The following is a 22,205-nucleotide window of genomic DNA, read 5'->3' on the forward strand; positions in this document are numbered from 1 at the left end:
TCGTCCACGGTGTCAGGACGTCAGACCGTGATCGCGCGCGTACGCGTACAGCTGGGTGTGGTTGCCGAGTCCCAGCTTGTGCATCGCATCGCTTTTCTGGCGACTGATGGTCTTCACGCTGCGCGACAGTCGCACTGCGATCTCGCTGACCGTCAGTCCCCCGACGAACAGGCGCACGACCTCTGCTTCGTGGGGCGAGATCGCTTTCTGCGAGCCGTCCAGACCGCCGGCCTGATCGAGGGCGGCGCGCATTGCAGGACAGAAATGGATGCGCCCTGTCGCCACCTTCCGGATCGCCTTGAGCAGTTCGCTGCGCGCGGAGCCCTTGTCCACAAGGCCGCGCACGCCGGCGTCCACCAAGGCCCGGAGCATTGCCGGGTTGTCCAGCTCGGTCAGCACGATGATCGGCAGGGCAGGACACTGTCGACGCACGGTCAGCACGAGCGGTAGCCCATCGCAATCTCGACAGGGCGGCCCGCGCATGGAGAAGTCGGTGACCAGAAGATCCCCCGGGCACGACTGCCCCAGCAAGTCGAGCAGGGCGGCGCCATGGGAGGCTTCCCCTGCAATCACCAGCGGCTCATCTGCCTGCTCGATCTCCGCACGCACACCGGCCAGCGTGAACGGATGATCGTCCGCGATGAAGATGCGCGTTGTGTCCATCATCCCTCCCTGGGTGACATGACCAGCCCCGCGATGCCAACCGCGAGTGTGATCCGTGATTTTCCACATCGATGCGCACGAACGCTACAGCCGAAGCGCGACCCGGATCACATATTTGCCGCGAACCGATACCGTAATTCTTCGAGATGATGGGATGGTGAATCCGCCGGCGACGCCGTCGGAGACGGCGCCATCCTCAGGCTGCGGCGTAGCGCGTCGCGCCACCGATCCAGCGGCTGACGACGCGGTCCGCGATCTCCGGCGCACGCTCGAGCATGCCCGCTGCAATCCGATGAATGGCGGGCAGCAGATCGGCGTCGCGCACTAGGTCCGCCAGTCTGAATTCGGCCAACCCGGTCTGGCGCGTGCCCAGCAGCTCACCCGGCCCACGCAAGGCGAGATCCTTTTCGGCGATGACGAAGCCGTCGCTGGTGGTGCGCATGGTGTCCAGACGCTCGCGCGCCAGCCGTGACAGCGGCGCCTGGTAGAGCAGTACGCAGCTCGATGCGGCTCTGCCGCGCCCGACGCGTCCGCGCAGTTGATGCAGCTGGGCAAGTCCCAGCCGCTCCGCGTTCTCGATCACCATCAGCGAGGCGTTGGGCACGTCGACCCCGACCTCGATGACGGTGGTTGCAACCAGCAGGTCGATGTCGCCGCGCTTGAACGCGCGCATCGCCTCCTGTTTGGCCGCAGGCTTCAGGCGCCCGTGGACCAGTGCCACGCGCAGTGCCGGCAATGCGCTCGACAACGCGTCGAACGTCGTCTGCGCGGCCTGTGCGACGACCTCGTCCGAATCGTCGATCAGCGTGCAGACCCAATACGCTTGGCGCCCATCGGCGCAGGCGTGTCGGATCCGCTCGATCAGCGCAGGCCGTCGCTCGCTGCTGAGCACGACCGTCTGTACCGGCGTGCGTCCGGGGGGCAGCTCGTCGATCGCCGACACGTCCAGATCGGCGTAGGCCGACATCGCCAGCGTGCGGGGAATCGGCGTTGCGGTCATCACCAGTTGATGGGGCACGCAGTCGCCGCCCGCGCCCTTGTCGCGCAGCGCCAGTCGCTGGTGCACACCGAACCGGTGTTGCTCGTCCACGATCGCGAGCGCGAGGTCGTGAAACGCGACGCCCGCCTGCATCAATGCATGCGTCCCCACCACGAGCTGCGCGGCGCCCGACGCGATCTCCGCCAGCACCGTGGTGCGCGCCCGCCCGGTGACCTTGCCGGCCAGCCACGCCACCCGTACGCCGATGGGCTCGAACCATGCGCGCAGGTTCTGCGCATGCTGCTCGGCCAGCAGTTCGGTGGGCGCCATCAACGCCGCCTGGCGACCACCATCGATCGCGGCCGCAGCGGCGAGCGCGGCGACCACGGTCTTGCCACTGCCCACATCGCCCTGCACCAGCCGCAGCATCGGCTTGCGTCGCACGAGATCGGCCAGCAGCTCACGATGCACCCGCGCCTGCGCGCCGGTCAGCGCGAACGGCAGCGACGCCTGCAGCGATGCGGCCACAGCGCCCGATCTGAGCGGCGGCGCGCGGTGCGCCTGCAGCGCGATCCGCTGCCGGCGCAGACTGAGGTGGTGGGCGAGCATCTCCTCCAACACCAGTCGCCGTTGCGCGGGATGACGACCGGACGCCAGCATCGCGACGTCCGCATCGTGCGGCGGCCGATGGACATAGAGCAGCGCTTCGCGCAGGGTCGGCATGTCCAACGCCGCCAGATCCTCGCCCGCCAGCAGTTCGAGGGCCGCGTCGCCGGGCAGCCGGTCGAGGGCCTGTCCGACCAGCCGACGCAGCATCTGCGGACCGACGCCCTCGATCGCGGGATACACCGGATCGAGACGATCGTCGAGCACGGTCATCGCGTCGTCGTCGAGCAAGCGGTAGCTCGGGTGCACGATCTCCAGACCCTGTTGCCCCGGACGCGGCGTCCCGAAGCAGCACAGGCGCGTGCCCACGGCGAACTGCGCGACCTGCGCCGCGCGGAAATGGAAGAAGCGCAGTACCAGCGTGCCGCCGGACTCGTCGCCGATCGCGACACGCAACATCGGCCGGCGCCGGAATCCTTTCTCGATCGCTTCGACCCGGCCCTCGACCTGTGCGGGCACGCCGCCGCGCAGATGGCGGATCGGGGTGACGTGCGTCCGGTCTTCGTACTGACGTGGCAGATGCAGCCAGAGGTCGCCGATCGTCGCCAGACCGCGGGCCGTGAGCTTTTCGGCAACCTTGGGCCCGACCCCCGACAAGGCGGACACCGGCGCCTGGCCCGCGTCGGCAAGCGTCGGTGCGTGCGTGCCGGACCGGCTCATGCGGGGCCGATGGGGCTCAGCCGAGCACCATCATCGCATCGACCTCGAAGCGCGCGCCCTTGGGCAGCGCCGGCACTTCGATGGTGGAACGTGCGGGATACGGCGCAGCGAAGTATTCGGCCATCACCGCATTGACCTGCGCGAACTCGCCCAGGTCGGTGACGTAGAGGCCGACGCGCACGATGTCGTCCAGGCTGCCGCCGGCCGCAACCGCCACGGCCTTGAGGTTGTCGAACGCGCGACGCGCCTGCGCGGTGATGTCGCCGGCGACGATCTCGCCGGTGGCCGGGTCGAGCGGAATCTGGCCCGAGCAATACACGGTATTGCCGGCGCGGATGGCCTGGGAGTACGGGCCGATGGCGGCAGGCGCATCGGTCGTGGAAACGGGCGTGCGGGGCATCGCGGAACTCCGGCAACGGGAAAGCCCGCATTCTACCGGGAGCGCACGTGGCCGCGATTCGGATTACATCCGCTGCACGCCGTGCACCACCGGCAGGCGCCGTGTCCGGCGAATCACCTCGGCCAGATGCTTGCGGCCCTTGACCTCGATCGAGAAGCGGATCGCGGCGATGGTGCTGTCGCGCTCGAGGTATTCCACGCCGTCGATGTTCGAGTGCACGCGCGCGATCGCCGCCGCCACCTGGGCCAGCACGCCCGGATGGTTCTCCACCTCGATGCGCAGCGCGACGTTGTAGTCGCCGACGACCTCGCGGTCCCAGTCGATCGCGACCCAGCGCTCGGGCGACTTGCGGAACTCGGCGACGTTCGGGCAATCCACGCGGTGCACGACGATGCCACGGCCGGTGGTGTGGTAGCCCATGATGTCGTCGCCGGGGATCGGCATGCAGCAGTTGGCGAACGTGATGACGCCGCGCTCGTCCCCGCGGATGCGGATCGTCTCGCCGGCGCGCGCGATCTGTTCCGTCGGCACGCCGCCGTCGTGCTGCGCGAGCGCGAGCGCCACCTGCGCCGGCATCCAGTTGCCCAGCGCGATGTCGGCCATGAGTTCTTCGAGCCGGGGATACTTCGCTTCGACCAGATACGCGTCGAGACGCTCCTGCGGCAACCGGTCGAGCGAGGTGCCCAGCAGTTCCAGCGCGCGGTCGAGCATGCGATGACCGAGCTGCACCGCATCTTCGTGCTGCAGATGCTTGAGCTGGGCGCGGATGGCGGTGCGCGCCTTGCCGGTGACCACGAACTCCAGCCACTGCGGACGCGGCATCGACGACTTGGCGATGACGATTTCCACGCGCTGGCCGCTGGCGAGCACCGTGCGCAGCGGCACCAATTTTCCGTCGACACGCGCGGCGACGGCGCGGTTGCCGATGTCGGTATGCACGGCGTAGGCGAAATCCAACGCAGTCGAATTGCGCGGCAGCGACATGATGTCGCCCTTGGGCGTGAACAGATAGACCTCGTCCGGGAACAGATCCACCTTGACGTTCTCGAGGAACTCCAGCGACGAACCGGTGGCCCGCTGGGATTCGAGCAGTCCGGCGATCCACGTGTGCGCCCGCGACTGCGCGCTGTTCGGACCGTCGCCGCCGTGCTTGTAGGCCCAGTGCGCGGCAATGCCGCGTTCGGCGATGAGCTCCATTTCCTCGGTGCGGATCTGCACTTCGATCGGCGCGCCATAGGGACCGAACAGCACCGTGTGCAGCGACTGGTAGCCGTTGGCCTTGGGAATGGCGATGAAATCGCGGAAGCGCCCGTCGAGCGGCTTGAACACCGAATGCGCGATGCCCAGCGCGTGGTAGCAGTCGGCGGCATTGCCGACGATGATCCGGTAGCCGAACACGTCCATGACCTGGGTGAAGGTTTTGCCCTCGCCCTGCATCTTGTTGTAGATGCTCCAGGGGGATTTGACCCGCCCCACGAGCCGGTACTGCAGACCCGCGCTGGCGAGCCGCTGCGCCAGCTGCGCTTCGATGCTCGCCAGCGCCTCGCGCCGCACCAGCGGCTGGTTGCGGATGCGCTTTTCCAGGATCGTGTGCCGCATCGGATGCAGCGCATGGAACCCGAGATCCTGCAGTTCGGCCTTGATCTTGTTCATGCCCAGGCGCTGGGCGATGGGCGCGTAGATGTCGAGCGTTTCGCGCGCGATGCGCTCGCGCGACGGACCCGGCTGCGCGCCGAGCGTGCGCATGTTGTGCAGGCGGTCGGCGAGCTTGATCAGGATCACGCGCAGGTCGCGCGCCATCGCCAGCATCATCTTGCGGAAGCTCTCCGCGTCCGCTTCCTGGCGACTGCCGAAATTGAGCTTGTCGAGCTTGGTGACGCCTTCGACCAGTTCGGCGACGGTCTCGCCGAAGGCCGACGCCAGCGCCTCGCGCGTCAGCGGCGTGTCTTCGATGGTGTCGTGCAGGATCGCCGCGACCAGCGTTTCGATGTCGACCTTCTGTTCGGCCAGCACCACCGCCACCGCGACCGGATGGGTGATGTAGGGCTCGCCGGACTTGCGCATCTGGCCCGAGTGCGCGGCCGCGCCGACCGACCACGCCCGCCGCAACTGCACGCGCTGCTCGTCGGGCAGGTACTGCGCCGCCCGCTCGAGCACCCGCATGTACTCGGGCACCGCATCGTCCGCGGGGACGTCGGGCGGTGCGAACGCGGTGTCGGCGGGGACGGCGGCTGTCATCCACGAAGCCTACGGGCACGCTGGGGGTTTTGGAACCACATCGACGCCCGGCCGCGCGCCGGTCCCGCACCCCGAAACGCAACGACCCCGCCGGAGCGGGGTCGTCGGTGACGCTGTCGAGCGCCGCGCGTCAGCGGCGCGGCAGGCGGATCAGAGATCGTCGCCCTTGCCCATGTCCTCGTCGGCCACGACTTCGGCGGCGGCCCACTCCAGCGCCTCGCGTTCCTTGCGCTCGCGCTCGGACTTGTCGACGGCTTCGATGAAGGGCTGATCGATGCGGCGCGCGGCGATCTCGCGCAGCGCCAGCACGGTCGGCTTGTCGTCGTTCTCGCTGTTGTCGAGCTGGGATTCGACGCCATTGGCGAGCTGGCGGGCGCGACGTGCGGCCAGCATGACCAGCTCGAAGCGGTTGTCGACGACTTCCAGGCAATCTTCTACGGTGATGCGGGCCATACGGGCTCCCGGCGACCGGATGGGCCGCGCGAATTGACGAAAAAGGGTCGCGCATCGTAGCGCCGGCCCCATGCCGGCGCAAGCGCCGGCTATACGAATCAATCAGTTAGGTCTATTTCAACGCCATCGGCGCCGCTTCTTCGCGCAGCAGACGCGCGATCAGCGCGGCATGGCGCTCGGCCTGGCGCTCGCGACGCAACCGGCTGGCGCGGAAGATCGCGCACATCTCGGCCACGGCGGTGTCGAAATCCTCGTTGACCACGACGTAATCGAACTCGTCGTAGTGCGACATCTCCTCCTGGGCGGCGGCGAGGCGCTGCGTCATCACCGCTTCGCTGTCCTGCCCGCGCTTGCGCATGCGCTGGTCCAGCGCTTCGCGCGAGGGCGGCAGGATGAAGACGCTCACGGCCTCGGGCACCTTGTCGCGCACCTGGCGCGCGCCCTGCCAGTCGATCTCCAGCAGCACGTCCTTGCCGGCGGCGAGCTGCGGTTCCACCGACTGCCGCGCGGTGCCCTTCCAGTCGCCGTGCACCTGCGCGTACTCGAAGAAATCGCCGGCCTCGATCATCTGCTGGAACGCATCCTTGCCGACAAAATGGTAGTGCTCGGCATGGCGCTCGCCCGGCCGCGCCAGGCGCGACGTGAACGAGATCGACAGGGCGATGTCCGGATCCTTCGCCAGGCACGCGTTGACGATGCTGGATTTTCCGGCGCCCGAGGGCGCGGCGACGATGAACAGCGTGCCGCGCATCGGCGGCGTATCCGCGGCAGGATGGGATTCGGGGGTCACGCCCGTCTCCAGCGCTCGAAAGGCCGCGCATCGTACCGCTTTACGCGGGCCCGCGCCGGAGGCGGGCCGGCCCGCGCAGGATCACTCGATGTTCTGCACCTGCTCGCGGATCTGGTCGATCAGCACCTTGAGTTCGATCGCCGCCTGCGAGCTGCGCCGGTCGACCGATTTGGAGCCCAGCGTGTTGGCCTCGCGGTTGAACTCCTGCAGCAGGAAATCCAGGCGCCGGCCCTGCGGCTCGCGCTGGCCCAGCACGCGGCGGATTTCGACGACGTGGCTGTCGAGACGATCGAGCTCCTCGTCCACGTCGAGTTTCTGCAGCCACATGACCAGTTCCTGCTCCATGCGGCCCGGCTCGACCGGGTGCGGCAGATCGTCGAGCCGCGCCTGCAGCTTGGCGCGCTGGGCTTCGCCGATCTGCGGCATCAGTACGCGGATCTCGGCCGCGATCGCGGCGATGCCGTCGACGCGCTCCAGAATGGCCGCGACCAGCTTGCCGCCTTCGCGCTCGCGGGCGGCGACGAAATCGTCGAGCACCGTGTCGAGCAGGGCCAGCACTTCGACCTGCAGCGCGGCGGGGTCGACGCCGCGCGATTGCAGCACGCCGGGGAACTGCAGCAGTTCGGTCAGGCTGGCGCGCAGCTCGGGGAATCCGCCGCGCAGGTCCTGGGCCAGGCCCTGCAACTGGGACAGCAGCGCCTGGTTGAGCTGCAGCTCGCCGCCGCCCTCGGCGCTGCGCAGGCGCAGGCCCAGATCGACCTTGCCGCGCGACACCTTCGTCGCGATGCGTTCGCGCAGTGCAGGCTCGGCCGCGCGCATTTCTTCGGGCATCCGCGTGCCGAGCTCGAGGAAGCGGTGGTTCACCGCACGCAGTTCGCAGGCCAGGGTGCCCCACTCGGTGCTGCGCTCGCCGGAGGCGAAGGCGGTCATGCTGCGGATCATCGGCACGTTCACTGCGGAAAACGGCGGACGAGTATGCCACCGCACGCCGGGGCGGTTCCGGTGCCACTGCTAGAATCCATGCCCGCTTTCCCCCTGCAGGCTCCCCATGTCCGACTTCAACCGTCCCAGCGGCCGCGCTGCCGACCAGCTGCGCGCCGTGCGCTTCGAGCGCGGCTTCACGCGCCATGCCGAGGGCTCGGTGCTGGTCAGCTTCGGCGACACCCGCGTGCTGTGCACGGCCAGCGTGGAGAACCGCGTGCCGGGCTTCCTGCGCGGCAAGGGCGAGGGCTGGGTCACGGCCGAGTACGGCATGCTGCCGCGCGCCACCAACACCCGGAATGATCGCGAAGCCTCGCGTGGCAAGCAGGGTGGCCGCACGCTGGAGATCCAGCGCCTGATCGGCCGCAGCCTGCGCGCCTGCGTGGACCGCAAGGCGCTCGGCGAGCGCACGATCACGCTGGACTGCGACGTACTGCAGGCCGACGGCGGCACGCGGACCGCCGCGATCACCGGCGCCTATGTCGCCCTGGTCGATGCCATCGGCGTGCTGCGCGCGAAGCGCGAGATCACCCGCGACCCGGTGCACGGCGCGATCGCGGCGATCTCGGTCGGCATCTATCGCGGCGTGCCCGTGCTGGACCTCGACTACGCCGAGGACAGCGACTGCGACACCGACATGAATGTGGTGATGAACGACGGCGGCGGCTTCATCGAAGTCCAGGGCACCGCGGAAGGCCATGCGTTCCGTCGCGCCGAGATGGACGCGATGATGCAGCTGGCCGAAACCGGCGTCGCCCAGCTGGTCGCCCTGCAGCGCGAGGCGCTTGCGGGATGAAGCGGCGTATCGCGCTGACCACGTTGCTCGTCGCCGACTACGACGCGGCGATCGACTGGTACACGCGCGCCTTGGGGTTCCGGGTGTTCGAGGATCGTCCGCTCGGCGACGGCAAGCGCTGGGTCCGGATCGGCCCCGGCACTGCGGACGAGGCGTCGCTGCTGCTGGCCCAGCCAGCCGACGATGCCCAGCGCGCGCGTATCGGCGACCAGACCGGCGGCCGCGTCGATCACTTTCTTTACACCGACGATTTCAAGCGCGACCACGCGGCGATGACGGCCGCCGGCGTCACATTCCTCGAAGCGCCGCGCGTCGAGCCCTACGGCACCGTCGCGGTCTTCGTCGATCTGTATGGCACGAAATGGGACCTGTTGGAGCCTGCCGCATGAAGACGCTCGTCCTGGCCAGCGGCAACGCCGGCAAGCTCGTCGAACTGCGCGCCATGCTGGCCGATCTGCCGCTGACGATCGTGCCGCAGCGCGAGCTGGGCGTGGACGACGTGCCCGAGACCGGCACCACGTTCGTCGAGAACGCGCTGATCAAGGCACGGCACGCCTCACAGGTCACCGGCCTGCCGGCGCTGGCCGATGACTCCGGCCTGATCGTCGATGCACTGGGCGGCGCGCCCGGGCTCTACAGCGCGCGCTACGCCGGCACCCCGACCGACGATGCCGCCAACAACGCCAAGTTGCTGCGGGCACTGGACGGCCTGCCCGAGGCGCAACGCGGTGCACGCTTCTATGCGGTGATCGTGCTGCTGCGCCATGCCGACGATCCGCAGCCGCTGATCGCCGAAGGCAGCTGGGAAGGCCGCATTCTGGATGCGCCACGCGGCCACCACGGCTTCGGCTACAACCCGGTCTTCCTGGATCCGGGGCATGGCCTGACGGCCGCCGAACTGGCGCCCGAACGGAAGAACCGCATCAGCCACCGCGCACGGGCGCTGCAGGCGCTGCGCGACCGGCTGACGCTGTCCGGCCCGGTTGCCTGAGCCATCGCCGCGCGCACGTGCGCACGCTGCCCGCTACCCTGACCTTCTGTCGATGCTGATCCCGCCGCCCCTGTCGCTGTACGTGCACCTGCCTTGGTGCGTGCGCAAATGCCCCTACTGCGATTTCAATTCGCACGAGTTCAAGGGCGGCACGCCCCCGTTCGATGCCTACGTCGATGCGCTGCTCGCCGATCTCGACCAGGATCTGCCGCTGGTCTGGGGCCGCACCGTGCACAGCGTGTTCTTCGGCGGCGGCACGCCGAGCCTGTTTCCGGCGGATGCGATCGAACGCATCCTGCAGGGCGCGTCCTCCCGTCTGCGGTTCGCGCCCGAGGCCGAGATCACGCTGGAGACCAATCCCGGCACCGCCGAGCACGGGCGCTTCGAGGATTACCGGCGCGCCGGCGTGAACCGGATCAGCTTCGGCATCCAGACCTTCGACGACGCCACGCTCAGGAAACTCGGCCGCATCCACGACAGCGCGCAGGCAGCCGCGGCAGTCGATCTCGCCCGCAACGCAGGCTTCGACAATTTCAATCTCGACCTGATGTACGCCCTACCCGACCAGACGCTGGCGATGGCGGAAGACGACGTGCGGCGCGCGATCGCGCTCGCGCCGACCCACATCTCGCATTACCAGCTCACGCTGGAACCCAACACGGTGTTCGCCGCGCGTCCGCCGACCGGCATCCCCGACGACGATCTCGCCTGGGACATGCAGGAGCACTGCCAGGCGCTGCTGGCCGAGGCCGGCTATGCGCAGTACGAAGTGTCCGCGTATGCGCGCGCGGGTCGGCAGTGCGCGCACAACCTCAACTACTGGCGCTTCGGCGACTACCTGGGCATCGGCGCCGGCGCGCACGGCAAGCTCACGCTGGGCAGCGAGCAGACGATCCTGCGCCGCTGGAAATCCAAGCATCCCGTGGCGTGGCTGGCGGGCGCCGGCACGCAGGCCGGCATCGGCGGCGACGAGCGCATCGCGCCGGGCCGACGGCCATTCGAGTTCATGCTCAATGCGCTGCGACTGGTCGACGGTTTCACACTGTCCGGCTTCGAGGCCACGACCGGTCTGACGCCCGCGCATATCGATGCGCCACTCGCCGTCGCGTTCGATCGGGACTGGCTGCAACGCGACGGCGACCGCATCGTGCCGACCGAACTGGGCCGGCGCTTCACCAACGACGTCGTCGCCCTGTTTCTCGAGGACTGACGCCGGCGCGCAGCCGCTTGACGCATTGCAGCAGATGCGTGGCCGCCGCACGCCGGATCCGGCGTTCGCATGCACGGGAGGCCGCGCTCGCGCGTCGTCGGCCGCCGGCACTGGATTCCCTGTGGTGAAGGCCTCGCGCGCATGTTAAAGAGTGCGTCCTCATGCCCAGCACGGCAACCGGAATGCCCGCGACCGCACACGCCCCTCCACCGCCCCGCTCGCTCGCTGCGGCGGGTCTGCCACCGCGCGTGCGTCGCACGCTCGAGCGCGCCCTGTCGCTGGTCTCCACCGAACTCGACGGCGGCCTGTCCAACCTCGTCTCCGAGTTCGAGCAGGAGCTCTTCCGGCTTGCCGATCACGCGCGCCATCCGGGCCTGGAATCGGGCTATATGGCCACGCTGCGCGCGTTCCGCGCCAATCGCGCGGACCTCGTGCCGCGGTTCCTGCTCGCGCTGGAAGGGTCGGTCGCCGCCATCCGCACGCCGGCACTGCCACCGCCGCCCGCACCGCTGGACACCGGATCCTTCGGCCCGCTGAGCCTGGTCGAAGACACGGTGATGGACGAAGGCACGGTGCTGCGCGAGATCGCCAGCCGCCAGGAAGGCCGCGCGAACCTGTCGCTGCATCTGCTGGGCCAGCGCTTCGGCGTGCTCGCCGCGACGCCTGCCTTCGATGCCGAGCGACTGCCGCTGGGCCCGCAATGCCTGTGCCGGGCGATCGCCTCGGCCGCCCGCGCGCTGGAGATCGAGCACGACGCCCGGCTGCTGCTCTACCGCATGTTCGATCGCGTGGTGATGCCCGGCTACGCCCGGGTGCTCGAGCGTCTGGATGTGCAGCTCGCCGATGACGGCATCCTGCCCGCGCTGACCTTCGTGCCTATGCGCGCGCGCGCCGAGCCTGTCGAAACCAAGGAACCGACCCCCGTGGCAAGGACTGCCGAACCTCCCGAGACGCCACGCACGCAGGCCGACGATGCGCAGCGGCCCTATACCGCCTGGGGCGAACCCGACACAACCGATGACGGCACCGACGACGCGCAGTCGCACGAGGCGGCGTTCGCGCGTCTGCAGGCGCTGATGTCCGGACGTCGCGAACTGCTGCGCAAGTTCCAGCCGCGCGGCGAGGCGCCCCTGCCCCGGCGCCAGCTCGCCACGCGCGAGGTGTCGGATGCGCTGCGCCAGCTCCAGCACCAGCCGCCGCAGAGCGGTGGGCGCAGCCTCGTCGAGATCAAGCGCTCCCTGCTGGCGCAGGCCCGCCAGCGCAGCGGCGAAGGCGCCAGTCTGGCGCCACAGGACGAAGACGCGTTCGAGCTGCTCGGCATGCTCTACGGGCACATCGAGCAGGAGATCCGGAGTGAGGCGCCGGCCGCGCCGCTGGTGCGCGAACTGCAGATTCCGGTGCTGCGCGCGGCGCTGCAGGACCATTCCTTCTTCACCCGCCAGCGGCATCCGGCGCGGCAGCTGCTCAACACCGTCGCCGAAAGCGCGGCCAACTGGCACGACGACACCGCGTTCGATCCCCGCGTGCAGGCCGCCCTGCGGTCCGCGGTGGCCTTCGTGGTGGGGAACTACGAAGGCGACATGGCGGTGTTCGCCGAAGGCAACGCGCGGGTCCAGGCCCAGCTGCAGACGCAGGCGCGCACCGCCGAACTGCAGGAGCGGCGCCACGTCGAGGCCGCCCGCGGCCGCGAGAAACTGGCTGCCGCGCGCGCACGCGCCGACGAACTGATGCAGGGCGTCGTCGGCGACCGTCGACTGCCCCGCTTCTCGCGTGCGCTGCTCGACCAGGCCTGGGCGGACGTCCTCACGCTGACCCTGCTGCGTCACGGCGAAGCCTCGCCGGAGGCCGACCACCAGCTGGCAATGACGCGTCGCATCGTCGACGCATCGCTCGACACCGCGCCCTGCAACGACGGCGCGCTGCAGTCGGATGTCGAATCCGCGCTCGGCCAGGTCGGTTACCACGGCGAAGAGGCGACGGTGATCGCCCAGCGCCTGACCAGCCACCGCAGCGACGAGGACGACGCCGCTTCGCGTACCGAACTGGCAATGAAGCTCAAGGCGCGCGCGCGTCTGGGCGAAGAGGCCGGCACCGCGCGCCGCGAGAAGCCGCCGGCGCGCACGCCCGAGGAGCAGGCGCAGTACGACCATCTGCGCACGTTGCCCTTCGGCACCTGGATCGAATTCACCACGAACCAGCAGGGCGACATGGTGCGCCGGCGCATGTCCTGGTACAGCCCGATCACCGACCATGTGCTGTTCGTCAACCAGCGCGGCCAGCGCACGGGCGAGCAGTCGCTCGACGCCGTCGCACGCCTGATGGCCACCGGCAATGCGCGCGTGGTGACCGCCGACCGCGGCCATCTGGTCGACCGCGCCTGGCAGGCCGCCATGGGCGCCCTGCGCAGCTTCGCCGGGCGCAGCGAGCACCGCGCACCGGAGGCGACGGCATGATCCAGGAATTCCGCCGCGCCAAGCGCCGCAAGGCACCCGACGTCATCCTGGTGACCGATGCGATGACCGCCCGCGTCGTCGGCAGAGTGGGCAATCTGTCGGAGACCGGCATGTTGCTGATCGCCAGCGAACCCTTTGTCGAGGATGCGCTGTACCAGCTGTCCTTCACGCTGCCCGACGCGCCGGACGCACCGGTCGAGATCGGCGCGCATCTGTTGTGGCTCGACGATGCGACGCTCGCCGGTGCGAGCTGGGCAGGCTTCCGCTTCATCGCAACAACGCCATCGTTGGCGCATCGGTTGCAGGGGTGGGTCAATGCGCCGGGAAGTCATTACGCCTGACGTTCGGCGTCGCGGCGCACTGCGCCAGCTTTTTTTCGTCTAGACGCAATGGCCCATGTGAGCAAATCCATCGGGCGCCGCCCATGGATGGGCGGCGCCTACCGGGTGTGTGAGCTCGCTATCGCACGCCGATCAGGAAAGGGAGCAAAGGCAAAACCGCGACAACAGCGGAAGCGCACCTAGAAGCAGAAGCCCACGGCCGCAAAACAACGCACCTGCATCAATACGGCAGAATAGACCGGTCCACTCGCCGCCCCGGGATCAAGATGTCCACGTCTGCTTCGACCGCCGCCAGCCTCTACGCCGATCACCTCGCGACGCTGCAGGCGCGCACCGCGACCGCGCTCGAGCGCGCCGGCCTGGACCATCTCGTCATTCCGAGCGGCACGCTCCACTACCAGCTGTTCGACGACCGCGATTATCCGTACGCGGTGAATCCGCAGTTCAAGGCCTGGGTGCCGCTGACGCGCAATCCGGGCAGCTGGCTGGTCATCACGCCCGGTGCGCGGCCGAAACTGGTGTACCTGCAGCCGCGTGATTACTGGCATGTGGTACCGGAAGCGCCGTCCGGCGACTGGGTGGAGCACTTCGACATCGTCGTGATCCGCAAGCCTGAAGACGCGCAGCAGCATCTGTCCAAGAACGCGGCGCGCTGCGCGATCCTCGGCGAGCCACAGAGTGCGCTGGGGCATTACGGCGCCTACAAGCCGAACAATCCGCAGGCCGTCGTCGATCACCTCGACTACCATCGCGCGTTCAAGACGCCCTACGAGCTGTCGATGCTGCGCGAGGCCTCGCGCCGTGGCGTCCGTGCACACGCGGCGGCCGAGCGCGCGTTCCGCGCCGGCGCCAGCGAGTTCGGCATCCATCTGGCGTACTGCCAGGCCGCCGGCCAGGACGCGAACGAACTGCCCTACGGCAACATCGTGGCGCTCAACGAACATGCAGCCGTCCTGCACTACACCGAGCTCGGACGTCTGCCGCCCGACCCGGTGCGCAGCTTCCTGATCGACGCCGGCGCCAGCCATGCCGGCTACGCCGCCGACATCACCCGCACCTACGCCACCGATACCGGCAGCGAGTTCCAGGCGATGATCGAAGCGGTCGACACCGCGCAGCAGGCGCTGGTCGCGCAGGTGCGCGGCGGCACCGACTACAAGCAGCTCCATCTCGACGCACACCTCGCCCTCGCCGGTGTATTGCGCGATTTCGGCCTGATCAAGGTGTCGCCGGAAGCCGCACTGGCGACCGGCGTCAGCGCCGCGTTCTTCCCGCACGGCCTGGGTCACGGCATCGGCCTGCAGGTGCACGACGTGGCCGGTTTCGCCGCATCGGAGACCGGCGGCGTCATCGCCAAGCCCGATGGCCATCCGTTCCTGCGCCTGACCCGCGTGCTGGCGCCGGGCATGGTCGTGACGATCGAACCGGGCGTCTACATCGTCGACATGCTGCTCGAAGACCTGAAGGCCGCCGGACACGGCGACAGCATCGACTGGGCGCGCGTGGCCGCCTTCCGCCCCTATGGCGGCATCCGCATCGAGGACGATGTGGTCTGCACCGACGATGCGCCCGAGAACCTCACGCGCGACGCGTGGGCGGACGAGCACGCGGCGGCCTGATCAAGCCCGGGCCCGCGCTGCGTGGCCCGCTTCCGCTGAAAGATCACGCAGCGCGCGTTGCGCGCTGCGTAGGCGCCGGGGCGCTCATCGGCGCGCCATGAAATCCTCGATCTCGTCAGCCGTGCGCGCCAGCCCGGTCGTCAGCACCTCGTGGCCGGTCTTCGTGACCAGCACGTCGTCCTCGGTGCGGATGCCGATGCCGCGCCATTTCGCATCCACCGTGGTGTCGTCGGTCGATACGTACAGGCCGGGTTCGATCGTGAAGACCATGCCGGGCTCCAGCAGGCGCGATTCGCCTTCGATGCGGTAGTCGCCGACGTCGTGCACGTCGAGGCCGATCCAGTGCCCGGTCTTGTGACGGTAGAAGCGCTTGTAACTGCCGTCTGCAATGCGCGCCGCCAGCTTGCCCTTCAGCAACCCGAGCCGCAGCAGGCCCTCGGTCAGCGCTTCGACCGCGGCGTTGTGGCCCGACTCGTAGGCGACGCCCGGCCGCGCCTGCGCGAGTGCGGCCTGCTGCGCCGATTCGACCACGTCGTGCAATGCGCGCTGCGCAGGCGTGAAGCGGCCGTTGACCGGGAACGTCCGGGTGATGTCGGCGGCGTAGCCGCGGTATTCGGCGCCTGCATCGATCAGCACCAGGTCGCCGTCGCGCGCCTGGCCATTGTTGGCGCGGTAATGCAGCACGCAGGCATTGGCGCCTGCGCCGACGATGCTCTCGTAGGCCGGCACCGCGTCGTGCCGGCGGAACACGTAGTCGAGTTCGGCCTGCAGGGCGTACTCGTGGATGCCCGGGCGCGCCGCGCGCATGGCCGCGGCGTGCGCCTCGACGCTGATCTTCGCCGCGCGCCGCATCAGCTTGAGCTCGCCGGCATCCTTGAACAGCCGCATCTCGTCGAGCAGATGGCCGAGCTCGAGGAACTCGTGCGGCGGCTGCGCACCCACGCGCACCTGCGCGCGCACGCGGTTGAGCCAGCCGATCAGCTGCAGGTCGAACTCGGTGTCGCGGCCGAAGTGATAATAGACACGCGTACGGCCTTCGAGCAGGCCGGGCAGGATCTCGTCGAGATCGTCGATCGGATACGCATCGTCCATGCCCAGGGCCGCGACCGCGCCTTCGGGCCCGACGCGCGGACCGTCCCAGCCTTCGCGCTCCAGGTCGCGTTCGCGGCAGAACAGCAGCGCCTCGCCATGCTTGCGGCCCGGCACCAGCACCAGCACCGCATCGGGCTCGGCGAAACCAGTGAGATACCAGAGGTCGGAATCCTGCCGGTAGGCGTGATGCGTATCGCGGCTGCGGACGCGCTCCGGCGCACTGGCCAGCACCAGGATCGCGTTGTCGCCGGCCAGCCGCATCAGCTGGCGACGGCGCTTGAGATAGGTGGCGGCGGTGATGCCGCTCGCGCCCGCCATGTCAGTTCAGCCGGTTGCGGTGACGCGGCCCCAGTGCGGCATCGCCGTGCAGCAGGAGCACGGCGACACGTACGAACTCTTCGATCTCGGTCAGCGCGTCCTCCTCGACCGCATCGTCCTCATCGTCCGCATCGGGCTGGGCAGCGGCCAGCCGCGCGAGATCGGCCAGCGCCTCGTTGCCTTCTTCCGACAGCGACGACCGCTCGCCCGCCGCCAGACCGAACCCACCGAGAAACCCGCGACACCAGTCGAACAGGGCCGCGCTGCGCACCGACAGCGGGGCCGCGTCTTCGGGCATCAGCAATGCGAATGCGAAATCCCGGTCCTCGAGCTGGTGGGCGGTGGCCACCCGCAGGCGGTCCAGCGCGCTGCCGGCCGCGGGCGCGGGCAGGCCTGCATCGGCGAGCACCGGCGCCAGCCAGGCGGCCACGTCGTCACCACCGCCCGCCAGCCAGCCACTGAGGCCACCGTGCAGTTCGCTGCCCGGCATCGCCAACTGCAGATGGCGGATCTCGGCGTCGATTTCGGCAAGGCTCGGCAGGGTGTCGGACACGGCGGGGGCGCTCTGGGACGGGTGCGCCAGTGTACCAACCGCGTCTGCGCCATCGACCGTCCCGCTTGTTGCCACGGCGCCCGCGTGCCTACACTCGCCTTCGCCGATCCCGGCACGGAGCGCCGACGCGTGATCGAACCCAGCCAGCTGCACGTGCCCGGCGCCGCGGTGCTGCTCGCGCTGCTGGTCCTGCTGGTGGTCATGGTGGTGCGTCGGCGCAGCAGCGAGCACGCGTTCGTCGCGGAGATCAACGATCACAGCGACCGGCTGCAGCTCGCGCTGTGGGCCACCGGCGAGCGTTACTGGGACTACGACGTCGGCAGCGGGGAGCTGCGGCGCCTGCGCGAGCACGCACCGCATGGCGAAGGCCGTCTGCTCGAAGACAGCATGGCCGTCGACGCGCTGGTCCATCCCGACGACATGGCCCTCGCGCGCGAATCGCTGCGCCGCTATCTCGACGGCGATGCCGGTCGCTACCAGGCGCAGCTGCGGGTCGCCGATGGCGAGGGCGGCTGGGCCTGGGTCCGCGTGCGGGGCCGCGCCGTCGAGCGCGACGACGCCGGCAACGTGCTGCGCATCGCCGGCACCGCGCTCAACGTGTCGGCAACGCGCGAAGCCGAACGCGAACGCCAGATCGCCGCCACCATCCTGCGCAGCATGGCCGAGGCGGTCGCGGTGCTGGACGCGGAATTCCGCTTCGTGTCCGTCAATCCGGCCTTCCTGCGCATGACCGGCTATGCGGAAACGGAGATCCTCGGACGCAACGCGTCGCTGCTCGACAGCGACCAGCACGACAGCGCGCTCGCCCGGCGCATGCGCACACAGGCCGGGCAACAGGGGCACTGGAGCGGCGAGCTGTGGCAGCGCCGCAAGGACGGGGAAGAGCTGCTGGCCGCGCTGGAGTTGCGGACCGTGCGCGACGCCGACGACGACAGCGTGCTGCACGTCTGCGTCTACAACGACATCACCCAGCAGAAGCGCACCGAACAGGAACTGCGCTACCTCGCGAACTTCGACACCCTCACCGGCCTGCCGAACCGTTCGCTGCTCTCCGAGCGCCTGTCGCGTGCGATCGTGCGCGCGCATCGCGAAGACACCCGGCTGGCGGTGCTGTTCCTCGACCTGGACCGCTTCAAGGACGTCAACGATTCGCTCGGCCACGCCGCCGGCGACCGCATCCTGCGCGCAGCCGCGACCCGCCTGCAGCAGACGGTTGGCGCGCAGCACACCGTGGCGCGGCTGGGAGGCGACGAGTTCACGGTGTTGCTCGAAAGTCTCGAGCGGCCCGACGATGCCGAGCACATGGCGCGCGAGATCATCAACGCGTTCGAGGCGCCCCTGCTGATCGACGATCGCCGCGAGGTGTCGATCTCGCCGTCCATCGGCATCAGTCTCTATCCCGACCACGCCCAGGTGCCCACCGAACTGCTCAAGCAGGCGGACACCGCGATGTACCAGGCCAAGGCGGCCGGGCGCCGCACGTTCATGCGCTACAACGACAACATGGACTTGGCGGTCCGCCAGCGCGCGACGATCTCGGGTGCGCTGCGCAAGGTGCTCGACCGCGGCGAACTGCGCCTAGTATTCCAGCCGCGGCTGTCGCTGTCGCCGCCGCGCATCACCGGCGTGGAGGCGTTGCTGCGCTGGTCCAGTCCGGAGCATGGCGACATCCCGCCGGCCGAGTTCGTCCCGATCGCCGAGGAAAGCGGGCTGATCCTGGAGATCGGCGAATGGGTACTGCGCGAGGCCTGCCTGGTGCTGCAGCGCTGGCGCCAGCACGGGCTGGACGACCTCAACGTCTCGGTCAACGTCTCGGTCCTGCAGCTGTTGCGCGGCGACTTCGTGGCCGTGGTGGAGCGCGTGCTCGACGACGTCGGCATCCCGCCGCATCTGCTCGAACTGGAACTCACCGAAAGCGTGCTGATGGCCAACGCCGAGCAGACCGCCGCGCGCCTGCAGGCGTTCCGCGCGCTCGGCGTGTCGCTGGCGATCGACGACTTCGGCACCGGCTATTCGTCGCTGGCCTATCTCAAGCGCCTGCCGATCACCACGATCAAGATCGACAAGGCCTTCGTCGACGGCCTGCCCCACGACGCCGAGGATGCGGCGATCACGCCGACCATCGTCGCCATGGCGCACTCGCTGGGTCTGCGCGTGGTGGCGGAGGGCGTCGAGACCGAGGCCCAGATGCGGTTCCTCTCCGACCGGGGTTGCGACGAGATCCAGGGCTTCTGGCTGTCGCCACCACTCGATGCGCTGCAGTGCCTGGCCTTCATGCGCAACTGGCGCCCGGATGCCCTGCTCCTGGCGCGCCGCGAGTCGCTGGTCGCGCTGCCTTGACCGCCACCTGCGCGCTGCCTATGGTGCGGCAATGACCGAATCCGACGTCATCGCCGAACTGCACAGACTGACGTCGCGAATCGACGCGTTGATCGAGCGCGTGCGCATCCTCAGCGACGAGAACCGCAGCCTGCGCCAGCAGCAGGAATCCATCGTCGGCGAGCGCGCCCAGTTGCTGTCGAAGAACGAGCAGGCACGCTCGCGGGTCGAAGCGATGATCGCCCGGCTCAAGTCCCTGGAGCAGCACACATGAGCGCCACCGAGGCCGTCAGCGTCCGCGTGCTGGATCGCGAATACACCGTCGGCGTCACGCCCGACGAACGCGACAGCCTGATGGCGGCGGCCAAGCTGCTCGACACGCGGATGCGCGAAATCCGCGGCGCCAACCGCATGGCCGCCGTCGATCGCATCGCGATTCTCGCAGCGCTCAATCTGGCGCACGAACTGCAGCAGCTCGGTGACGGACAGTCGCGCGGCTCGAACGAAGTCGCCAGCACGGTGGCGTCGCTGCACCGCAAGCTCGACGTGCTGGACACCGAACAGCGCTGATCATTCCGTCTTCGCGACGCCTGCACGCAACTGAATCCACACCGCGGTCCGCCACGTCGCGACCGACGAACGGAACACCCGCTGCGGATCGATTGGCTATACTGCGCCTGCGTTCTCTGCCGTGTTCGACAGCGTGCAAAACATTCGCCTTGTCCCTTAATAACGACACCGGGGACGTCAGGAAACCGGGAGTGCCGGTCCGCCCCCGAGCGGAAAGCCCGAAGGAATCCCAGCGTTCCCACTTGAACCCCGGGTTCAAGGTCGTTTCGCCTGCATCGGCATCGGCGGAGAACGTATTTTTTGAGTCTGCCTGCCGCGTCGCCGGCACTACCGACGACGAGCCCGGCCGCATGACCGACCGCACCGCCCTCCGCCGACGCCTGCGCGACCAGCGTCGTGCCCTGCCCGCGCCTGCCCGTATCGCCGCCGCCGAAGGGCTCGCGGCGCAACTGTTCGCGCTGCCTGCCTGGCCGAGTGCCGGCTACGTGGCCGGCTACTGGGCCAGCGACGGCGAGATCGGCCTCCACGTCTTCCAGATGCGACTGCCCGCCGGGCTCGTCTACTGCCTGCCGGTGCTGCACGACGAGGTGCTGCGCTTCGCGCCCTGGCGCGCCGGCGACCCGCTGGTCACCAACCGCTACGGCATTCCCGAGCCCGACGTCGAACCGGCCTCCGCGCTCGACGCGAGCGCGATGGCGCTGGTCGTTGCGCCGCTGGTGGGCTTCGATGCGCGCGGCCACCGGCTGGGTATGGGCGGCGGCTGGTACGACCGGAGCTTCGACTTCCGGCTTGCGCAGGCGGCGCCGCCATTGCTGGTCGGCGCAGCATTCGCGCTGCAGCAGGTCGAGGCGCTCGATGCCGCGCCTTGGGACGTGCCGCTCGACGCGATCTGCACCGAATCGAACACGCTCCACCCGCCCACCGCCGCCGCCTGATCGAGACACGATGAGCACCCGCAAACGCTACTGGCTGATGAAGTCCGAACCCGAGGACTTCTCGATCGACGATCTCGCCCGCGTGGGCACCGAGCCTTGGACCGGCGTGCGCAACTACCAGGCGCGCAACTTCATGCGCGACGGCATGCGAGTCGGTGACGGCGTGCTGTTCTATCACTCGAACACCGACGTGCCCGGGATCTACGGCATCGCCGAGGTCGCATCCACCGCGTACCCCGATCCCAGCCAGTTCAAGAAGACCTCGAAGTATTTCGACGAGAAGGCCACCGAAGAGACGCCGCGCTGGTTTCTCGTCGATGTTGGCTACGTGCGCACGCTGGCCCATCCGATTGCGCTGGCGGAGATCCGCGAGCACAGCGCCGAGCTCGGCGAGGAGTTCGCGCTGATCCGGAAAGGCGCACGCCTGTCTGTGCTGCCGGTCACGGCCGCGCAATGGAAACTGCTGGTGTCCCTGGAGAAGAAGCGATGAGCGAAGGCAAGCGCCTGGCCGCCGAGAAGGCGATCGAATACGTGGAAGACGGCATGATCGTCGGCGTCGGCACCGGTTCGACCGTCGCCTATTTCATCGACGCACTGGCGCGCATCAGGCACCGCATCGACGGCGCGGTGTCGAGTTCGGACCAGAGCACCGAACGCCTGCGCGGGCACGGCATCGACGTGCTCGAACTCAATGCGACCGGTCCGCTGGCGCTGTACGTCGACGGCGCCGACGAATGCGATCCGGGCAAACACCTGATCAAGGGTGGCGGCGCGGCACTGACGCGCGAGAAGATCATCGCCGAAGCCAGCAAGCAGTTCGTCTGCATCATTGATCCCGCCAAGCAGGTGCCGGTCCTGGGTGCGTTTCCGCTGCCGATCGAAGTGATCCCGATGGCGCGCAGCCTCGTCGCGCGCACGATCCTGGAGACCACCGGCGGCCAGCCGGTCTGGCGCGAAGGCGTGAAGACCGACAACGGTAACTGGGTGCTCGACATCCACGGCCTGTCGATCACCGATCCGGTGGCGCTGGAGACGCAGCTCAACCAGATCCCGGGCGTGGTCAGCGTCGGGCTGTTCGCCCGCCGCAAGGCCGACGTGGTGATCGTGGGCACGGCGACGCCGACCGTCCTGGAGTGAGCCGCGGGCTGGGCGCACCGGATCACTTCGGTCATACGGGT

Annotated in this window: 22 protein-coding genes and 1 other RNA gene; 14 read left to right on the plus strand and 9 right to left on the minus strand. The window is 69.0% G+C overall.

Translation table 11 applies throughout. The annotated features are described in order from the left end of the window. Positions 1–12 precede the first annotated feature (12 nt). The 7 genes from CURTO8I2_RS07930 to CURTO8I2_RS07960 form a co-directional block, all read right to left on the minus strand. Positions 13–663, minus strand: coding sequence for a response regulator transcription factor (locus CURTO8I2_RS07930; protein ID WP_159680138.1), 651 nt, complete (start codon positions 661–663; stop codon positions 13–15). A gap of 196 nt (positions 664–859) precedes the next feature. Beyond that, a complete protein-coding gene (gene recG / locus CURTO8I2_RS07935; protein WP_159680139.1) occupies positions 860–2,968 on the minus strand; it encodes an ATP-dependent DNA helicase RecG in 2,109 nt (702 codons plus the stop codon). A 16-nt stretch (positions 2,969–2,984) separates the two neighbouring features. Next, positions 2,985–3,368, minus strand: coding sequence for a RidA family protein (locus tag CURTO8I2_RS07940; RefSeq protein ID WP_159680141.1), 384 nt, complete (start codon positions 3,366–3,368; stop codon positions 2,985–2,987). Between the two features lie 63 nt (positions 3,369–3,431). Next, on the minus strand, positions 3,432–5,606 hold the full coding sequence (locus CURTO8I2_RS07945) for a bifunctional (p)ppGpp synthetase/guanosine-3',5'-bis(diphosphate) 3'-pyrophosphohydrolase (protein ID WP_159680143.1): 2,175 nt from the start codon (positions 5,604–5,606) through the stop codon (positions 3,432–3,434). Positions 5,607–5,756: 150 nt separating this feature from the next. Next, positions 5,757–6,059: a DNA-directed RNA polymerase subunit omega gene (gene rpoZ / locus CURTO8I2_RS07950; protein ID WP_159680144.1), complete on the minus strand. Its 303-nt coding sequence runs from the start codon at positions 6,057–6,059 to the stop codon at positions 5,757–5,759. A gap of 112 nt (positions 6,060–6,171) precedes the next feature. Then, the gene (gene gmk / locus CURTO8I2_RS07955) at positions 6,172–6,810 is read right to left on the minus strand and encodes a guanylate kinase (RefSeq protein ID WP_159681602.1); all 639 of its coding nucleotides are present in this window, start codon (positions 6,808–6,810) and stop codon (positions 6,172–6,174) included. A 120-nt stretch (positions 6,811–6,930) separates the two neighbouring features. After that, on the minus strand, positions 6,931–7,791 hold the full coding sequence (locus CURTO8I2_RS07960) for a YicC/YloC family endoribonuclease (protein WP_159680146.1): 861 nt from the start codon (positions 7,789–7,791) through the stop codon (positions 6,931–6,933). Between the two features lie 106 nt (positions 7,792–7,897). Between CURTO8I2_RS07960 and rph the strand changes: the two genes are divergently transcribed. The 7 genes from rph to pepQ all read left to right on the plus strand — a co-directional run bounded on the left by rph (position 7,898) and on the right by pepQ (position 15,240). Then, positions 7,898–8,626, plus strand: a complete 729-nt coding sequence (gene rph / locus CURTO8I2_RS07965; protein ID WP_159680149.1) for a ribonuclease PH — start codon at positions 7,898–7,900, stop codon at positions 8,624–8,626. After that, positions 8,623–9,015 carry a VOC family protein gene (locus tag CURTO8I2_RS07970; RefSeq protein ID WP_159680151.1) on the plus strand — a complete coding sequence of 131 codons (393 nt, stop codon included), beginning with the start codon at positions 8,623–8,625 and terminating at the stop codon, positions 9,013–9,015. The genes rph and CURTO8I2_RS07970 overlap by 4 nt, the downstream gene beginning before the upstream one ends. After that, the gene (rdgB, locus tag CURTO8I2_RS07975; RefSeq protein ID WP_201295491.1) at positions 9,012–9,617 is read left to right on the plus strand and encodes an RdgB/HAM1 family non-canonical purine NTP pyrophosphatase; all 606 of its coding nucleotides are present in this window, start codon (positions 9,012–9,014) and stop codon (positions 9,615–9,617) included. The genes CURTO8I2_RS07970 and rdgB overlap by 4 nt, the downstream gene beginning before the upstream one ends. 46 nt (positions 9,618–9,663) lie before the next feature. Then, positions 9,664–10,827 (plus strand): radical SAM family heme chaperone HemW, encoded by a 1,164-nt coding sequence (hemW, locus tag CURTO8I2_RS07980; RefSeq protein WP_159681603.1) that lies wholly within the window; start codon positions 9,664–9,666, stop codon positions 10,825–10,827. A gap of 182 nt (positions 10,828–11,009) precedes the next feature. After that, positions 11,010–13,280, plus strand: coding sequence for a DUF1631 family protein (locus CURTO8I2_RS07985; RefSeq protein WP_159680154.1), 2,271 nt, complete (start codon positions 11,010–11,012; stop codon positions 13,278–13,280). After that, positions 13,277–13,621, plus strand: a complete 345-nt coding sequence (locus CURTO8I2_RS07990) for a PilZ domain-containing protein (protein ID WP_159680156.1) — start codon at positions 13,277–13,279, stop codon at positions 13,619–13,621. The genes CURTO8I2_RS07985 and CURTO8I2_RS07990 overlap by 4 nt, the downstream gene beginning before the upstream one ends. 266 nt (positions 13,622–13,887) lie before the next feature. Further along, the gene (gene pepQ, locus CURTO8I2_RS07995; protein ID WP_159680158.1) at positions 13,888–15,240 is read left to right on the plus strand and encodes a Xaa-Pro dipeptidase; all 1,353 of its coding nucleotides are present in this window, start codon (positions 13,888–13,890) and stop codon (positions 15,238–15,240) included. A gap of 84 nt (positions 15,241–15,324) precedes the next feature. Here the strand turns inward: pepQ and CURTO8I2_RS08000 are convergent, their stop codons facing one another. Together CURTO8I2_RS08000 and CURTO8I2_RS15435 are read right to left on the minus strand one after the other, a co-directional pair. Beyond that, positions 15,325–16,650 (minus strand): aminopeptidase P N-terminal domain-containing protein, encoded by a 1,326-nt coding sequence (locus CURTO8I2_RS08000; protein ID WP_159680161.1) that lies wholly within the window; start codon positions 16,648–16,650, stop codon positions 15,325–15,327. A 1-nt stretch (position 16,651) separates the two neighbouring features. Continuing rightward, complete coding sequence (locus tag CURTO8I2_RS15435) at positions 16,652–17,191, minus strand: UPF0149 family protein (RefSeq protein WP_255475805.1); 540 nt, start codon at positions 17,189–17,191, stop codon at positions 16,652–16,654. A gap of 96 nt (positions 17,192–17,287) precedes the next feature. Here CURTO8I2_RS15435 and CURTO8I2_RS08010 point away from each other — a divergent pair, with 96 nt between their 5' ends. The 7 genes from CURTO8I2_RS08010 to rpiA all read left to right on the plus strand — a co-directional run bounded on the left by CURTO8I2_RS08010 (position 17,288) and on the right by rpiA (position 22,164). After that, positions 17,288–19,543 (plus strand): bifunctional diguanylate cyclase/phosphodiesterase, encoded by a 2,256-nt coding sequence (locus CURTO8I2_RS08010; protein WP_236551033.1) that lies wholly within the window; start codon positions 17,288–17,290, stop codon positions 19,541–19,543. A gap of 31 nt (positions 19,544–19,574) precedes the next feature. Then, positions 19,575–19,796 carry a TIGR02449 family protein gene (locus CURTO8I2_RS08015; RefSeq protein ID WP_159680166.1) on the plus strand — a complete coding sequence of 74 codons (222 nt, stop codon included), beginning with the start codon at positions 19,575–19,577 and terminating at the stop codon, positions 19,794–19,796. Further along, on the plus strand, positions 19,793–20,092 hold the full coding sequence (locus CURTO8I2_RS08020; protein WP_159680169.1) for a cell division protein ZapA: 300 nt from the start codon (positions 19,793–19,795) through the stop codon (positions 20,090–20,092). Before CURTO8I2_RS08015 ends, CURTO8I2_RS08020 begins: the two co-directional genes overlap by 4 nt. A 110-nt stretch (positions 20,093–20,202) precedes the next feature. Next, positions 20,203–20,387, plus strand: a non-coding RNA gene (gene ssrS, locus CURTO8I2_RS08025) — 6S RNA. A 55-nt stretch (positions 20,388–20,442) separates the two neighbouring features. Further along, positions 20,443–21,027: a 5-formyltetrahydrofolate cyclo-ligase gene (locus CURTO8I2_RS08030; RefSeq protein WP_159680172.1), complete on the plus strand. Its 585-nt coding sequence runs from the start codon at positions 20,443–20,445 to the stop codon at positions 21,025–21,027. Between the two features lie 10 nt (positions 21,028–21,037). Continuing rightward, positions 21,038–21,517, plus strand: a complete 480-nt coding sequence (locus CURTO8I2_RS08035) for an EVE domain-containing protein (protein ID WP_159680175.1) — start codon at positions 21,038–21,040, stop codon at positions 21,515–21,517. Next, positions 21,514–22,164 carry a ribose-5-phosphate isomerase RpiA gene (gene rpiA / locus CURTO8I2_RS08040; protein WP_159680177.1) on the plus strand — a complete coding sequence of 217 codons (651 nt, stop codon included), beginning with the start codon at positions 21,514–21,516 and terminating at the stop codon, positions 22,162–22,164. The genes CURTO8I2_RS08035 and rpiA overlap by 4 nt, the downstream gene beginning before the upstream one ends. Positions 22,165–22,205 lie beyond the last annotated feature (41 nt).

The sequence above is a fragment of the Luteimonas sp. 9C genome (assembly GCF_902506295.1).
Classification (GTDB): Bacteria; Pseudomonadota; Gammaproteobacteria; order Xanthomonadales; family Xanthomonadaceae; genus Luteimonas.

What these genes read in the sequence shown, in the direction of transcription:
- rpoZ (WP_159680144.1), bottom strand. Translation starts at nt 6,059, where the DNA reads ATGGCCCGCATCACCGTAGAAGATTGCCTGGAAGTCGTCGACAACCGC.
- CURTO8I2_RS07985 (WP_159680154.1), top strand. Translation starts at nt 11,010, where the DNA reads ATGCCCGCGACCGCACACGCCCCTCCACCGCCCCGCTCGCTCGCTGCG.
- CURTO8I2_RS07960 (WP_159680146.1), bottom strand. Translation starts at nt 7,791, where the DNA reads ATGATCCGCAGCATGACCGCCTTCGCCTCCGGCGAGCGCAGCACCGAG.
- CURTO8I2_RS07990 (WP_159680156.1), top strand. Translation starts at nt 13,277, where the DNA reads ATGATCCAGGAATTCCGCCGCGCCAAGCGCCGCAAGGCACCCGACGTC.
- CURTO8I2_RS07970 (WP_159680151.1), top strand. Translation starts at nt 8,623, where the DNA reads ATGAAGCGGCGTATCGCGCTGACCACGTTGCTCGTCGCCGACTACGAC.
- CURTO8I2_RS08000 (WP_159680161.1), bottom strand. Translation starts at nt 16,650, where the DNA reads ATGGCGGGCGCGAGCGGCATCACCGCCGCCACCTATCTCAAGCGCCGT.
- CURTO8I2_RS08020 (WP_159680169.1), top strand. Translation starts at nt 19,793, where the DNA reads ATGAGCGCCACCGAGGCCGTCAGCGTCCGCGTGCTGGATCGCGAATAC.
- pepQ (WP_159680158.1), top strand. Translation starts at nt 13,888, where the DNA reads ATGTCCACGTCTGCTTCGACCGCCGCCAGCCTCTACGCCGATCACCTC.
- rph (WP_159680149.1), top strand. Translation starts at nt 7,898, where the DNA reads ATGTCCGACTTCAACCGTCCCAGCGGCCGCGCTGCCGACCAGCTGCGC.
- gmk (WP_159681602.1), bottom strand. Translation starts at nt 6,810, where the DNA reads ATGCGCGGCACGCTGTTCATCGTCGCCGCGCCCTCGGGCGCCGGAAAA.
- CURTO8I2_RS08030 (WP_159680172.1), top strand. Translation starts at nt 20,443, where the DNA reads ATGACCGACCGCACCGCCCTCCGCCGACGCCTGCGCGACCAGCGTCGT.
- CURTO8I2_RS08035 (WP_159680175.1), top strand. Translation starts at nt 21,038, where the DNA reads ATGAGCACCCGCAAACGCTACTGGCTGATGAAGTCCGAACCCGAGGAC.
- rpiA (WP_159680177.1), top strand. Translation starts at nt 21,514, where the DNA reads ATGAGCGAAGGCAAGCGCCTGGCCGCCGAGAAGGCGATCGAATACGTG.
- CURTO8I2_RS07940 (WP_159680141.1), bottom strand. Translation starts at nt 3,368, where the DNA reads ATGCCCCGCACGCCCGTTTCCACGACCGATGCGCCTGCCGCCATCGGC.
- CURTO8I2_RS07945 (WP_159680143.1), bottom strand. Translation starts at nt 5,606, where the DNA reads ATGACAGCCGCCGTCCCCGCCGACACCGCGTTCGCACCGCCCGACGTC.
- rdgB (WP_201295491.1), top strand. Translation starts at nt 9,012, where the DNA reads ATGAAGACGCTCGTCCTGGCCAGCGGCAACGCCGGCAAGCTCGTCGAA.
- recG (WP_159680139.1), bottom strand. Translation starts at nt 2,968, where the DNA reads ATGAGCCGGTCCGGCACGCACGCACCGACGCTTGCCGACGCGGGCCAG.
- CURTO8I2_RS07930 (WP_159680138.1), bottom strand. Translation starts at nt 663, where the DNA reads ATGGACACAACGCGCATCTTCATCGCGGACGATCATCCGTTCACGCTG.
- CURTO8I2_RS08015 (WP_159680166.1), top strand. Translation starts at nt 19,575, where the DNA reads ATGACCGAATCCGACGTCATCGCCGAACTGCACAGACTGACGTCGCGA.